Origin of the sequence: Ellagibacter isourolithinifaciens (assembly GCF_008831035.1) — a bacterium.
In the GTDB taxonomy this organism is placed as follows: Bacteria; Actinomycetota; Coriobacteriia; order Coriobacteriales; family Eggerthellaceae; genus Ellagibacter; species Ellagibacter isourolithinifaciens.
The window spans coordinates 81,580-95,396 of sequence record NZ_WAJR01000003.1 but is presented as its reverse complement, the minus strand read 5'-3'; the positions used below and the strand labels follow the sequence as shown (position 1 = coordinate 95,396).

Here is a 13,817-nt window from a genome sequence, read left to right as displayed (position 1 = left end):
CCCGATTTTTAGATTTGAGCGTTTCTTTCAGGGTTCTTTCAGGGGTGCTCCGTAGCATTCGGGGTGTCGGCAGGCGGGGCCATCCTCTTCCCCTCCTCCCTTTCCTGTATCGATGATCGGCCCCGCGCCGCCGACGACACGACCGTCAAAGGGGCGGCCTTCCGTCCCTCTTCAAAAGGAGGTATTTTCTATGACGAGCTATCAAGAGGTTTTCGAGCGCAAGGAAGTCAAGTACCGCCTCGATGCAGCTCGGCGCCATGCGATGCTTACGGCACTCGAAGGGCGCATGGCCGTCGACGACTACGGGACGACGAGCATAGTCAGCCGCTATTTCGACACGCCCGACCGGGCGCTTATCGAGCGATCGCTGGACAAGCCCCTCTATAAGGAGAAGCTCCGTGTGCGCAGCTACGGCATTCCCGGCGAGGACGACCAGGTGTTCGTCGAGCTCAAGAAGAAGTACCAGGGCATCGTGTACAAGCGTCGTGTCGGCTGCTCGTACGCGGCGGCGCGGGTGTATATGGGTGGCATGCCTTATGAGCAGGCGTGTCGCGAGCTCCCGCTGCCCGACTCGATTCTCGCCGAGGCATCGCTTTCGCCGCGGAGTTTGCAGATTGCGCGTGAAATAGACGCCTTCAAGGAGCGCTATACTCCGCTGCGTGCGTCGATGGTGACGATTTGCGACCGCACGGCGTATGCGCCTCTCGCGATTGGCGGGGAAGGCGAGGCGGCGGATGTTCCCTCGACGCTGCGCATCACCTTCGACGAGAACGTGGCATATCGCGACCTGTTCGAGGAAGCGCTCATCGCGCGGGCTTCGCATAGGCGCCCGCCCGTCGGGTTCGGCATGCCGCGCCCGCTTCTGCCTGCTGACGAGGCGATTATGGAAGTGAAGTGCGCCGGTCCCTTCCCGCTGTGGCTCGTCGACGCGCTCGACGGTTGCGAGGCGTACCCCTCGTCGTTTTCCAAATACGGTGCGGCCTATCAGGCGAGCATGCGCAAGGCGTCGTAGGGAGCGAGGCGCCGCAGGGAAAGGCGACGGTTGAGGAAGGCGGTGTCGCCATTTTTCGACCTTCGCCCTGTTCTGCCTCGATAGTTCCTCCTGAAGAAAGGATTTTCCATGTCGGATCTTATGTTCTCGTCGGTGTTCGGAACCGCCGACTCGCTTGTCTCGTCGGTTTCGGCGTCGAGCTTTCTTTTGTGTTCCGTCGTGTCTATCGTCCTCGGCCTTGCGATTGCCGGGGTCTACATGTTCCGTCATCGGTACTCGAAGAACTTCGTGGTTACGCTGGCGCTTCTGCCGCTCATCGTGCAGATGGTGATTACCCTGGTCAACGGCAATCTTGGCGCGGGTATCGCCGTTATGGGCGTGTTCAACCTGGTGCGTTTTCGCTCCATTCCCGGCAGCGCGAAGGACATCGGCAGCGTATTTCTGGCGATGGCGGTGGGCCTTGCTACGGGCATGGGCTTTCTCGGCCTGGCGGTGCTGTTCACCGCAATCATCGCGGTCGTGAACGTGGTGTATGTGCTCTCGCCCCTCGGTCGTCCGCACGAAGCGGAGAAGACGCTCAAGATCGTCGTTCCTGAGGACCTGGAATTCGACGGCATCTTCGACGACGTGCTCAATCGTTTCGCCGCCGAGCACGAGCTCACCGAAGTGACCACGTCGAACATGGGGAGCCTCTACACGCTGGAGTACACGCTGCGCCTTCGCGAGCCCGGCATGGAGAAACGTCTGATCGACGAGGTGCGCTGCCTTAATGGGAACTTGAAGGTGACGCTTGGGAAATGCGAGCTCAAGCCGCAGGGGGTGTTGTAGAGATGGGAAAGCGTACGGTAGAGAAGGCGAGCTGCGAGAAGGGGCTCTTCGCCGACGCCCAGTCGCTCAAACAGTCCTCGCTTCGCTGCGGAACTCGCTTTGTGGGCGCCGCCGAAGAGCCCCGCCAGGTCGCGGGCTCCAGCCCCTCCGGCAACGCCCGGTCGCTCAAACAGTCCTCGCTTCGCTGCGGAACTCGCTTTGTGGGCGTCGCCGAAGGGGCCCGGTCGGGTCGCATGAGGCGTCTTGCCGCACTTTGTATCGCCGCTGTGCTCGTTTTCTCGCTTTCGGGGTTGGGCGGCTGCGCGGGCGAGCAGTCTTCTTCCGCGGCGTCAAGCGATGCTGCTGCAGCGGTTGGCTCGGAGTCTTCCGCCTTTGAAGACGTTGCCGCAGCTTTCGACGTTTCGGCTCTTGATCTGGACTATTCGAAGCGCGACTTGGATGCAAGCTACGATGAGGCGTCCGCCACGCGCATCGCGCTTTCGGGGTCGTCCGCAAGTGTTGACGGCTCGGGTGCCACAGTCGATGGTTCGACGGTGGTCATCTCATCAGAAGGAACCTACATTATTTCAGGTGAGCTTTCATCGGGGCAGATTGTGGTCGACGCGTCCGATGACGCGAAGGTTCAGCTGGTACTTGCGGGGGCGACTATCCACAACGAGAACGGTCCCGCAATCTATGCGAAGAACGTCGATAAATGCTTCGTGACCTTGGCCGATGGCACGCAAAACTCGCTTTCCGACGGCACCGACTACACGCTTGAAGATGACTCTGACGAGCCGTACGCGACGCTCTTTTGCCGCTGCGACCTCACCATCAACGGCACGGGGGTCCTCAACGTGACGGCGAATTATCGTCATGGCATCTGCTCGAAGGACGACTTGGTCGTCACAGGCGGCACCCTGAACGTGACGGCGGTGGAGGACTGCCTGCGCGGCCGCGATTGCGTGAAGATTGCTGACGGCTCGTTCAGCCTGGTGGCGGGAGGTGACGGCATCAAGTCGAACAAGGACACCGAGGCGACGCAGGGCTTCGTGAGCATTACGGGCGGCGCCTTCTCAATCAATGCGGGCGACGACGCGGTGCAGGCGAAAACTTGTATCGGCATCACGGGAGGAACGTTCAGCGTGGCCTCGGCCGACGATGCGTTCCATTCCGACTTGCAGATGGCGATTGCGGGCGGTGACTTCACGGTGAGCGCGGGCGGTATTGCTGTCGATGGAAAAACGCCAGGCGAAGGCGGGCCCGCAGCGGGTGGAAGTCCTGTGGATAGCGGTAGCTTCCCTGGTGGTAGCAAGGGTGGCGGCAATCGGGGTGGAGCCCCCGGTGCAGGTTCTTCCGACTGCCTCATTCAGGTCAACGGCGGAACGCTTGTGCTCGACTCGGCGGGCGATGCCATCGACAGCAACGGCAGCGTGGAGATTACGGGTGGCACGGTGCTCGTGAACGGCCCGTCGAGCGATGGCGATGGCGCGTTTGACTACGATAGCGAGGCGACCATTTCGGGCGGTACGGTGCTCGTGGTCGGCTCGTCGCGCATGGCGCAGAGTTTCTCGAGCGGCACGCAGCCGTTTCTCTACACCGCGAACGTGAGCGGCAGTGCGGGCGATACGGTCGCGATCGTGGACGCAAGCGGCAGCGTGATTGCGTCGATAACAGCCACCAAGCAATTCGGCATGGTGCTGGCAAGCAGCCTGAAGTTTACCGAAGGCGGGGAATATACCCTGGTGATAGGCGGAGTGCTGACGAACGCGGATACGCACGGCTATACCGATTCCGGGACCGTCTCGGGCGGTAGCTCGACTTCTGCAACCGCGAGCACCACGCCTTCATCGAGCGTAGGAGGCATGGGATCGGGGCCTGGCGCAGTCGGCGTCGCGAGGTAACCATTCCATAACACCTCCCTTCCCGAATTTCTGGCAGTTTGGGGCGCTCGCGGGGTCGGCCGATTTTGGCTTCGCAGCGCGCTACCCATGCTTTCCGTGGTATGCCGGACCCGGCATCTCGCCGCGAAGATACGCGGCGAGACGGTTTAGCCCTCTAGTTGTCGTAGTCGTCAGACATGAGCAACTTGAGGGCTTCTTTTATCTCGTCGTACGGCGCCGCCGCGAGAGTCTTATTCAGGGGCGATGCATGCCAAACGGACGGTATTCGCGCCTGTACTATGGTGGGGACATACGGCCGCTTCGGGCTGAGTATAGTGAACCCAGCAAAGGGCGCGGCGAAGAGGTGGCGAGTCATTTAAGCGCTCCCCGCGCGCGGCAATCTCAACGCGCGGGTCTCGGGGCCAACGCCTTCCGCAGGTGCCTCCCCGAGCGTGCGGGACAGCCCCGACTTCGCCGTTTTTCTAGGGAGGGTTTGCGATGCCGGAACCGAAGAAGCGCGCCGCGAAGCGTACTGATGCGCAGCGCGCGGCGGAAAACAAGTACAAGAAGGCGAAGCAGAAGAAAATCCAGTGCAATTTCTTTCCGCCCGATTACGATTTGTACGAATTCGCGAGGAATCGGGAGGAAAGTATGTCGTCATACCTGAAACGCCTCATTCGCGAGGACAGGGAAAGAAGTGAGAACGGTTCGCAATGAAGCTGGTGCTCGATTTCCTGATTTTCGTCTCGGAGCTCGTGATGCGAAAGGGATTCTCGTGAAGATCGTCAACCTTACCTGCCCAGGCTGCGGCGCTCGGCTTGAAGTCGACATGGATAGGAAAATGGCTTTCTGCAGCTATTGCGGTGCCGCTCTGCCAGTAGATGACGAGATTCAGAAAGTCCAGCTCGACGGAGCAGAGAAGGCCGGCTACGAATTCGAGAAGGGGCGCCAGAGGGCTCAAGCGGAAGCGGCGCAGGCATCTTTTCCGCCTCAGCAAGCCTGCTATCAACCAGCCTCCCAGCCAACTTTCCAGCCTCAAGTTTCTCCCCAACCCCAGCAGGCTCCTCAAGAGCCCCCGAAGAGGCGCAAAACGTGGCTGTGGGTTCTGGGGTGGATCTGCATTTTCCCCGTTCCGCTCACGATTATCATGCTGAACAAGGAAGACATGAGCAAAAAGGCTAGGTACGGCATCATTGCCGCAGGTTGGATTCTCTATCTGCTCATCGGGCTTGGTGGCGGTGGGTCGAAGTAAGCGTCGGGTGGTTGCCCTCTGCGCTCGAGCCTCTATTTCGTCGGGGCTCGACTTTCGCTTGGACGGACTGTTCGCGTACTCGAAAGCTGCAGGTTCCCGTGCATTCGATGACTGCTAGCTCCCTAATGATGTATCCCTTGGAGTTGCACTTCGTACTTGACGGCGGAACCTTCTCCGAAAAGCGCTCTCCCGCTCTAGTCTGTTGGAGTAGAATAGCCCGTGGACGAACGGCTATTCAATCGGCGTTTCCATTGGAGAGAGACGGGGTTTGACTCAGCACATCTTCACATACGACTGCACATTGCGCGACGGCGAGCAGTGCGAGGGCATCTCGCTTTCACTCGACGACAAGCTGCGCATCGTGGAGCGGCTCGACGCATTCGGTATCGATTTCATCGAAGGCGGCTTCCCCGCGTCAAACCCGAAGGACATTGAGTTCTTCCGCCGCGTGAAGGAGATGCCGCTTGACCATGCGCGCATCGCCGCGTTCGGGTCCACCTGCAAGAAGGGCACGCCGGCCGACCAAGATCAAGGGCTTGCCGACCTCGTCGAGTGTGGCGCTCCCGTGGTAACTATCGTAGGGAAAACGTGGGATGCCCAGGTCACGCGCGCATTGCAGACCACGCTCAAGGAAAACCTTCGCATGATCGCCGACTCGGTCGCGTATCTGAAGGCCCACGGGCTCACCGTCGTGTTCGACGCCGAGCACTTCTTCGATGGCTACAAGGCCAATCCCGACTACGCGCTCGCGTGCATTCGCGCGGCAAGTGAGGCCGGCGCCGACTCCATCGATCTTTGCGAGACGAACGGCGGCGCGCTTCCCTTCGAGGTGGAAGAGATAGTCGGCGTCGTTGCACGTGCGCTTCCCGACCAGCAGCTGGGCATTCACTGTCACGACGATTCCGGCTGTGCGGTGGCCAATGCGCTTTCCGCTGTCCGTGCGGGTGCGCTGCAGGTGCAGGGCACCGTCGGCGGCATCGGCGAGCGCGTGGGCAACACCGACCTGCTTACCGCCATTGCCGACATGGAGCTCAAGATGGGGCTCCACTGCGTCGGCCCCGACAACCTGCGCGACCTCACGCGGACCGCCCAGTTCGTAGCCGAAACATGCAACCTGTCCGTTCCCGCGCACCATCCCTATACGGGCGCTTCGGCGTTCGCGCACAAGGGCGGCCTGCACGCGAGCGCCATCGCGCGTTTTCCGGAAGCCTACGAGCACACGAATCCTCGAAACGTTGGCAACGCAACGCGAATGCTCGTGAGCGAACTTGCGGGTAAGGCGTCGCTTGCTGCGAAGGCAAAGAGCCTGGGAATCGACCTTTCGGGTGATGCGCGGACGCTCCAGGCAATCTTGGACGATGTGAAGACGCGCGAAGCGCACGGCTACTCCTACGAGGTGGCTGACGGATCGCTCGCGGTGCTGATCAGGCGGCACCTCGGCCTATATGAGCCCCATTTCAGGCTGGAGAGTTTCCGCGTCATCGTGGACGATCGGGAAGACACGGGCGCTCTCGCGAAGGACGCGGCGAGCGAGGCCACGGTCAAAATCCATGTGGGCAATCGCCGAATCGTCGCCACGGGTGAGGGCACGGGCCCCGTCGGCGCGCTCGACGCGGCGCTTCGCATGGCGATCACTGAGTACTTGCCCCAGGTGGCGAACATGGAACTCACCGACTACAAGGTGCGCATCTTGGATGAGGAAGGCGCTGGCACGAGCGCTACGACGCGCGTTATCATCACGACGAGCGATAAGCGCGGCAGCTGGGGTACGGTCGGTGTGAGCGAGAACATCATCGAGGCATCGTGGAACGCGCTTGTCGATTCCATCGAGTACGGCCTCATACGAGCAGAAGGGTAGTGAAATGAGCGAGCTGAGAACCCCCGAAGTCGAGAACCTGCTGTCCGTCTTCGCCAAGCTAAACGACAACGACACAGTATTTGCCCTGCTCGAGGACTTGTTCACGATTCGCGAGATTCGCGAAACCTCGCAGCGTTTGGCTGTGGCCCGTCTGCTCTCTTCGGGTAAGCCCTATTCTGCGATCGAAGAGGCTACGGGCGCCTCGGCGACGACCATCGCCCGCGTGTCGAAGTGCCTCTCCTACGGGTCGGGCGGTTACGCCGCCGCGCTCGAGGCGCTCGGTGACAAGAAAGAATAGCCCGCAAACCTCCTAGCGTTCGCCGCGCGCGGCGAAGACTTCCAGGATGAGCTGGGCACGTGTCCCGATGAGCGTCGTGTTTTCATCGAGGAAACGGCGTACATCGCCGAGGGACAGTTGGAAGGGCCTTATGAGCTCGCTTTCCTCGGGTTGCGCATCGCCCGCCTTTTCCACCTGGGCGAATACGATCTGAATCGCCTCGTCGGTCAGCCCTGTCGACGAGAATCCCGCCTGGGGCAAAAGTCGAACAGGCTCATCGACGTCGGTGCGCAGGCGGTATCCTGTCTCTTCGCGCAGCTCGCGGTCGACGCATTCCCGAATACCCTCGTTAGGTTCCTTCAATCCTGCGGGGAACGCGATGCACCAGGAGTTCAAGGGATAGCGGAACTCGCGAATCATGAGCAGCGTGCCTTCGCGCGTTTCGCCCACGATGCAAACGGCGTCAACGCGCGGCGCCTCGCCGCGGGCGTTCGCCAAAAGGCCCGTACGGTACGCTTCGAGCTTCTTGCGCGATGTGCTCTCGTACACGTAGTCGGTGCCGTCGGGCAGCTCGTAAGTGAGGATATACTTGTTGATCCATCCCTCGCTGACCTGCTCGATGTTCTTCAGTTGCGGAATGCCGCGGGTTGTTGCTGCGTCCATCTGCCCATCCTTTGCCTCGCTGTTGTTCGGCGCCATGATACACCAGGCACAAGGCGAGAAAAAGAAAGCCCGCAAGGGGAGGTTCCTTGCGGGCTTTCGCACTGGGCTTATCGGACGCGCCCGGCGCCGATTGGAGAAAAGAGAGGGAAAGGAAAATCGAGAGGGGAAAGGCTACGCGATGGCGATGGTCTTCTTCTCCTCAAGCTTCGGCTGCGGCTGCGGCTTGGGAACGTCGATTACGAGTGTGCCGTTCTCAAAGCGGGCCTTGATGTCCTCTTCCTTGACATCCTCGCCCACGTAGAACGTACGGCTGCACTTGCCCTCGAAGCGCTCCTTGCGTACCCAGGTGCCCTTCTTCTCGTCGCCTTCGGAAGTCTCGGTCTTGGTCTCGGCGTTTACGGTGAGGTAGCCGTCCTTAAGCTCCGCCTGAACATCTTCCTTCTTGAATCCGGGCAGGTCGATGGTCATTTCGAAGCCGTCATCATGCTCCTTGATGTCGGTGCGCATCAGCGTGGAAGAAGACTTCGGAGCCGGGGTGAACGGGGTGTTGAAGAACGCGTCGAACGGATCGGCCATCAGGTCATTGAAGAAATTCCTACGAGTCGGCATAAGCATGGTCATCATTGTCATCTCCTAATAACGGGGGGCGCTCTGTTTTGGGAATCGGCGGAAGCCTGCTGCCGCGGTTGTTCGCTCGCTTTTGAGGTGGGCGGCAACCTTGTCGTGCCCGCCTGCAGTGGGCTAAAGCCTTACGGCGCCTTGCCTTCGCTTCTTCTCGGCGTCCCTTCTTGGTTCGACTATCGTTATAAACTCCTCATTAGCACTCGTCAATGGAGAGTGCTAGTTCGTCACAAACCTGACACATTTGCTAGAAGGAAACTTTAGTGAAAGACGCTTAGATAATTGAAGTCTGCGAATTTCGATTGGCCCTACGTGGCGACGGGTATTTTCGGACGCTCATCAAACGAGTATGCTTTGGGGAGTAAGGGGCGAAAGGAAGCGTGGTGTGACATGGCCCGAATCGGCGTGATTTCCGATACGCATGGCGTTTTGCCTGTTGAGGCGTTTAATGCGCTCGCCGATTGCGAGCATATCATCCATGCGGGCGACATCTGCAGCCCCGAGATTATTTGCGATCTGCAGACGCTCGCACCTGTGACGGCAGTGCTCGGCAACAACGATTTCAACGAGTACGGCTCTTCGGTGCGCCGTTTCGCCCGGCCCGTCGTCGACGGTGTGCGCTTTCTTGTTGCGCATTATCCGCGGGATGTGCGCATCGTGTTCGCGGGCTCGGGCGCGCTCGCGCCGGGCGACCCGCTGCCGAACGTGTGCATTCACGGGCATACCCATATTCCCGAAATCGTGGTAGGGAAGGAAGCGCGCCCGGCTGACCTGCTGCTTTGCCCCGGTTCGCCCACCAACCCCCGCGGGGGATTCCCACAATGCGTGGCGAAGATCGACGTGTGGGAGGGCCGCATTCTGCGCGCCTGGGTAGAGCGGACCACGCGCGGCCCGCATTGCGGCGAGGTCGTGCTGCGCCACGACTTCGCGTAAGGTCGGCCGAATTCTCGTTCGCGGGGCTTTGCTGCGAACGCGCGTGGGCGCGGTCCACCGGGGTCCACGAACGGGACAGGGGTCGGGTGATTTGTCTCAGTCGTGGAACGGGGGGCGGTAGGGTAAAAATCGACTCGTGGGACTAGGGGCGCGAGTCGCAGAGACTGGGCGATCGACCCTACCTGTGTTATGCAAAGCCCTGGCTGAAAACATTGCGAAATACCGAATGAAAAAGTTGCAAAAGCGCGGTTGAAATCATTGCAAAAAGCCGAATGGAGCTATCGCCGAAAGAGAAACGGGCTGCTCGACCTGAACCGAGCAGCCCGTTTTATTCCGCGGCCTACTGGTGGGCTGGCTTTCCCTGCAGGCGTGTTCGCTTCGCCGGCAAGTTTGTCAGTCACCCCTCACTTCGCGGACGTGGGGCACCTGGCGGCAAGACCATCGCTTCACGCCCGCGGCTTGCCTGGCCCCTCTCTTCGCGGGCGCTAGCTGTCGGCGGCTTTCTCGCCTTTACGCGTTTTTCAAAAACGCCAGGTAACCCTTGTAGGCCTCGTAGATGTCGGCCTTGCTCGTCACTTCCCAGGGCGCGTGCATGGAAAGCACGGCCACGCCCGAGTCGATGACGTCCATGCCGTACTTTGCGGGCAGATACGCAATCGTCCCGCCGCCGCCTGCATCGACTTTGCCCAGCTCAGCGGTTTGGAACGATACGCCCGCGTCATCCATCACGCGACGCACGCGCGCCACGTATTCCGCACTCGCATCGTTGCTGCCGCTCTTCCCGCGTGCGCCCGTGTACTTGTTGAACACGAGCCCGCGCCCGAGAAACGCGGCGTTTTTCGGCTCGAAGACGCTCGCGTAGGCGGGGTCGAAGCCGGCCGACACGTCAGAGGAGAGCATGCTCGACGCGGAAAGCGCCCGTCGCAGCGGGAGCATACCGCCCTCGCCGGCAAGCTCCATGATCTCGGCGATGGTGTTCTCGAAGAAGTTCGATGCCATGCCGGTCGCGCCGACGCTTCCGATTTCCTCCTTGTCGACGAGCACGGTGACGGCCGTCTTCGCCAAATCCGCCGGCACCTCGAGCTGCGCGATGAGCGAGGTGTAGGCGCATACGCGGTCGTCTTGTCCGTAGCCGATGACCATGCTGCGGTCGAAGCCCAGCTCGCGGGCGCGCCCTGCCGGCACCATCTCGATTTCCGCGGAAAGGAAGTCCGCCTCCTCGATGCCGTACTTGTCGGCCAGAAGCTTCAGCGCGAACGCTTTCACCGGTTCCTTCGCGGCGTCCTTGTTCTTCGCGCCCTCGCCGCCGGTGGCTTCGCGCTCAGCATCCTCGCCGTCGATGGACAGCGGGCGGTTGCCGATGAGGATATCTAAGTCCTCGCCCTCGACGATCTTGTTGCCCTTCTTGTCCATCTGCTGGCTTGCGAGGTGAATAAGCAGGTCTGACACGCAGAAAACGGGGTCGCCCTCATCGTCGCCCACGTTTATGTCCACAACCGTGCCGTCCTTCTTGGCGATGACGCCGTGCATGGCGAGCGGGAGCGTAACCCATTGGTAGTTCTTGATACCGCCGTAGTAGTGCGTGTCGAGAAGCGCGAAGCCGTTGCTCTCGTAGAGCGGGTTCTGCTTCAGGTCGAGGCGGGGGCTGTCGATGTGCGCGCCCAGGATGTTCATGCCCTCGCTCAGCGGGTTGCTCCCCAGCTGCACCAGGATGAGCGCCTTGCCGTGGGAATGCGCCCACACCTTGTCGCCTGCGGAAAGCGCGCGCCCCTCGCGGACGGCGTCGGCGAGCGAGACGTAGCCCGCTTTCTCGGCCATGCGGATGGCGGTTGCGGCGCAGCGGCGCTCGGTCTTGTTCTCCGAAATGAAGTCGATGTAGTTGCTGGCCAGGCCTTCGAGGGCCTCGAGGTCAACCTCGTCGTACTTCTTCCAAGCTACTTCGTGTTCCATGTCCTTCGACCTTTCGTGTTGCCCAAGGCGTATCGTGATGCGGCCAATTATAGTGCACGACGCCTACGCCTCGGCGGATGTGAACGTTCTGCGAATTGCGGCGGGGAATGCGAGGGGGCGACTTGCATAAGGTTCGGCAACTCGCTATAGTTTCTTATTGAGATAAATTCTCAATAAGATGAGGTTAACAAAACAGTTAACAAGAACCATTGAGAGGGGCACGTTATGAACCTTCGTACCGAACTTCCCACCGCTGAGAACTCCAGCAACTTCAATGCTGTCGCCGATGCCGTCACCAAGGCAGGCACCACGCTCGAGAACCTGAAGGCCGCCGTTGCAGGCGAGACTGGCGCTTCCGCCAAGTACGCCGCCTTCGCCAAGGCCGCCAAGGAGCAGGGCTTCGACCAGCTCGCACGTCTGTGGGAGGCCACTTCTGCCGCCGAGCAGATCCACATCAACCTCGAAGCTTCCCTCGTGGAGGCCGAAGATCCTTCCTACACCCGCCCGACCGCCGAGGCTCCGGCCCCCGAAGCCATCGACCTCAACCTGATCGCCTCCGCAAACGGCGAGATCTTCGAGACCTCTGACATGTATCCCACCTTCATCAAGAAGGCGCAGGAAGAGGGCCACGCCAAGGCTGTTAAGGTGTTCACCAGGGCAAAGCTTGCCGAGGCTGTTCATGCCGAGAAGTATCTCGAGGCGTACAACAACATCGATGCCGCCGATGACGACGCATACTACCTCTGCCCGGGCTGCGGCTACATCCACAAGGGCGAGGACTTCGAGAAGTGCCCGATCTGCGGCGTTCCGAAGGCGAAATTCCAGCGCTTCTAGCTCTTTGCGGTGATGCGTGCGGCTTGCGGCGAGCAATCCCCGCGCATTGCGAAGGCGGGCGTCTTCCGCGCGGTTGCGGAATGCGAGCTAACCGCCGCAGCGTCATGCGAGTGCGCTTCGTCGCGCTCCGCGTGAAACATGCGAAGCCGAGTCCTCCGGGGCTCGGCTTCTTCACTTTCTGTGCAAATTGGCAACCCGTCGGAAGAGCGACTCTATAATCCTTGGATGAGACACGACACGAAGGGACAGCACGCGCGATTCCATGGCATTCGACCCGAATAAATTCTTCCTTACACGCGCCGTCAACGGGTGGTGCAATCGCCTCCTGGGCGCGGTGACGGAAGGCGAGCTCGCCGACCAGCCGGCCGAGTACGCTTCGCACCGCACGACGCGCGACTATATTTGCAACACGCTTGGCACGAGCGCGTGGGGCATGGTGTTCCCCGTCCTCACCATCGTGGTGACGCAGCTCGCGGGCGTGGAGCTCGCTGGCATGTTCTCGCTCGCCTTCGTCACGGGGTCGCTGCTCATGATCCTCGCGAATTACGGTGTGCGCACCTACCAAATTTCCGACCTCGACGAGGCGCACTCGTTCTCGGATTACCAGCTCAATCGCTGGCTCACGTGTGCGGCGATGCTCATCGTCGGGTGGATATACTGCTCCATCAGGGGTTACGCGGGCGAGATGTTCACAATCAGCATGGGCGTGTACGTCTACAAGATGGTCGATGGCTTAGCCGACGTCTACGAGGGCCGCCTTCAGCAGAAGGACAAGCTCTATCTCGCGGGCATCTCCCAGGCGTTCCGCTCGGTGCTCGTGCTCGTGGTGTTCTCCGTCGCGCTGTTTATCACGCGCAGCGTCAGCGTCTCTTGTATCGCGATGGCCATTGCTGCGGGCGTTTCGTTCATCGTGCTCACCTTGCCGCTCGCGATTTGGGAAACGCCCACGTCGACGCGCGCGAGCTCCGACAGCGTCGTTGCGCTCTTCAAGCAGTGCGCCCCGCTGTTCGTCGCGCTGTTCCTCTACTCGCTCATCGACAACATGCCCAAGTTCGTCATGGAGGGTGTGCTTTCCTACGACAACCAGCTCTACTACAACGTGCTTTACTTCCCGGCCATGGGCATCCTGCTCACCGCGCAGCTCATCTACAAGCCGATGCTCGTGAAGATGGCCGCCGTGTGGGCCGACCCTGAGAAGCGCAAGCGCTTCGACATGATCATCGTGGTGATTGTGGCGGTGATCGTGGGCATCACCGTCGTGATGGCGCTCATCATGGGCTGGATTGGCATTACGGTCATGAGCTTCCTCTACGGCGTAGATTTCGAGCAGTTCCGCGGACTTGTATTCATCATGCTCGCCGCCGGCGGCGTCACTGCTTGCATCGATTTCCTCTATCAGGTGGTCACGGTGTTGCGCCAGCAGCGTACGGTGACGAAGCTTTACCTGATCACGTTCGGGTTCTCGCTGTTCGTCCCGATTCTGTTGGTGAACTTCACGGGACTGCCGGGCGCCGTCATCGGGTATCTCATTGTGATGTGCATCCTGCTCGTGCTTCTGGTTTGGGAATATGGGAAGGTTCGCATGGCTTTGGCCGAGCGTGACAAGCAGGCGGCCGCCGCGCACGCAACGCGCGTGGTCGGGCGCGTCGTGCCGACGGAGGATGCTTCCGCCGAGCGCGAGGGTCGCTCCCGCGACGCCTCCGCCGAGTTGCGCACATCTCGCACGCTGCGCACGCCGCGCCGGTAAG

13 protein-coding genes are annotated in these 13,817 nt (G+C 60.9%); 10 read left to right on the top strand and 3 right to left on the bottom strand.

From position 1 onward, the window contains the following. The first annotated feature begins 190 nt into the window (after window positions 1-190). From F8C90_RS02545 to F8C90_RS02515, 7 genes are all read left to right on the top strand, one after another. A complete protein-coding gene (locus tag F8C90_RS02545; RefSeq protein ID WP_158048879.1) occupies window positions 191-1,012 on the top strand; it encodes a polyphosphate polymerase domain-containing protein in 822 nt (273 codons plus the stop codon). 108 nt (window positions 1,013-1,120) lie between these two features. Beyond that, window positions 1,121-1,819 carry a DUF4956 domain-containing protein gene (locus tag F8C90_RS02540; protein WP_158048878.1) on the top strand — a complete coding sequence of 233 codons (699 nt, stop codon included), beginning with the start codon at window positions 1,121-1,123 and terminating at the stop codon, window positions 1,817-1,819. Window positions 1,820-1,821: 2 nt separating this feature from the next. Beyond that, window positions 1,822-3,702, top strand: coding sequence for a carbohydrate-binding domain-containing protein (locus tag F8C90_RS02535; protein ID WP_246155748.1), 1,881 nt, complete (start codon window positions 1,822-1,824; stop codon window positions 3,700-3,702). A gap of 477 nt (window positions 3,703-4,179) precedes the next feature. Further along, window positions 4,180-4,398 (top strand): hypothetical protein, encoded by a 219-nt coding sequence (locus F8C90_RS02530; RefSeq protein ID WP_158048877.1) that lies wholly within the window; start codon window positions 4,180-4,182, stop codon window positions 4,396-4,398. Between the two features lie 58 nt (window positions 4,399-4,456). After that, complete coding sequence (locus F8C90_RS02525; RefSeq protein ID WP_158048876.1) at window positions 4,457-4,933, top strand: TFIIB-type zinc ribbon-containing protein; 477 nt, start codon at window positions 4,457-4,459, stop codon at window positions 4,931-4,933. 268 nt (window positions 4,934-5,201) lie between these two features. Then, window positions 5,202-6,791 (top strand): citramalate synthase, encoded by a 1,590-nt coding sequence (gene cimA / locus F8C90_RS02520; RefSeq protein ID WP_158048875.1) that lies wholly within the window; start codon window positions 5,202-5,204, stop codon window positions 6,789-6,791. A 4-nt stretch (window positions 6,792-6,795) separates the two neighbouring features. Then, complete coding sequence (locus tag F8C90_RS02515; protein ID WP_158048874.1) at window positions 6,796-7,089, top strand: YerC/YecD family TrpR-related protein; 294 nt, start codon at window positions 6,796-6,798, stop codon at window positions 7,087-7,089. A gap of 12 nt (window positions 7,090-7,101) precedes the next feature. On the opposite strand, the gene F8C90_RS02510 is transcribed toward F8C90_RS02515, so the two are convergent. After that, the gene (locus F8C90_RS02510; protein ID WP_158048873.1) at window positions 7,102-7,731 is read right to left on the bottom strand and encodes an NUDIX hydrolase; all 630 of its coding nucleotides are present in this window, start codon (window positions 7,729-7,731) and stop codon (window positions 7,102-7,104) included. 171 nt (window positions 7,732-7,902) lie between these two features. After that, window positions 7,903-8,352, bottom strand: a complete 450-nt coding sequence (locus F8C90_RS02505; RefSeq protein WP_158048917.1) for an Hsp20/alpha crystallin family protein — start codon at window positions 8,350-8,352, stop codon at window positions 7,903-7,905. Window positions 8,353-8,742: 390 nt separating this feature from the next. Here F8C90_RS02505 and F8C90_RS02500 point away from each other — a divergent pair, with 390 nt between their 5' ends. Continuing rightward, on the top strand, window positions 8,743-9,285 hold the full coding sequence (locus F8C90_RS02500) for a metallophosphoesterase family protein (protein WP_158048872.1): 543 nt from the start codon (window positions 8,743-8,745) through the stop codon (window positions 9,283-9,285). Window positions 9,286-9,795: 510 nt separating this feature from the next. On the opposite strand, the gene F8C90_RS02495 is transcribed toward F8C90_RS02500, so the two are convergent. Beyond that, window positions 9,796-11,235 carry an aminopeptidase gene (locus F8C90_RS02495; RefSeq protein WP_158048871.1) on the bottom strand — a complete coding sequence of 480 codons (1,440 nt, stop codon included), beginning with the start codon at window positions 11,233-11,235 and terminating at the stop codon, window positions 9,796-9,798. Window positions 11,236-11,460: 225 nt separating this feature from the next. Here F8C90_RS02495 and ngr point away from each other — a divergent pair, with 225 nt between their 5' ends. Together ngr and F8C90_RS02485 are read left to right on the top strand one after the other, a co-directional pair. Beyond that, window positions 11,461-12,069 carry a nigerythrin gene (gene ngr, locus F8C90_RS02490; protein ID WP_158048870.1) on the top strand — a complete coding sequence of 203 codons (609 nt, stop codon included), beginning with the start codon at window positions 11,461-11,463 and terminating at the stop codon, window positions 12,067-12,069. A gap of 262 nt (window positions 12,070-12,331) precedes the next feature. After that, window positions 12,332-13,816 carry a lipopolysaccharide biosynthesis protein gene (locus F8C90_RS02485; protein WP_246155747.1) on the top strand — a complete coding sequence of 495 codons (1,485 nt, stop codon included), beginning with the start codon at window positions 12,332-12,334 and terminating at the stop codon, window positions 13,814-13,816. Window position 13,817 lies beyond the last annotated feature (1 nt).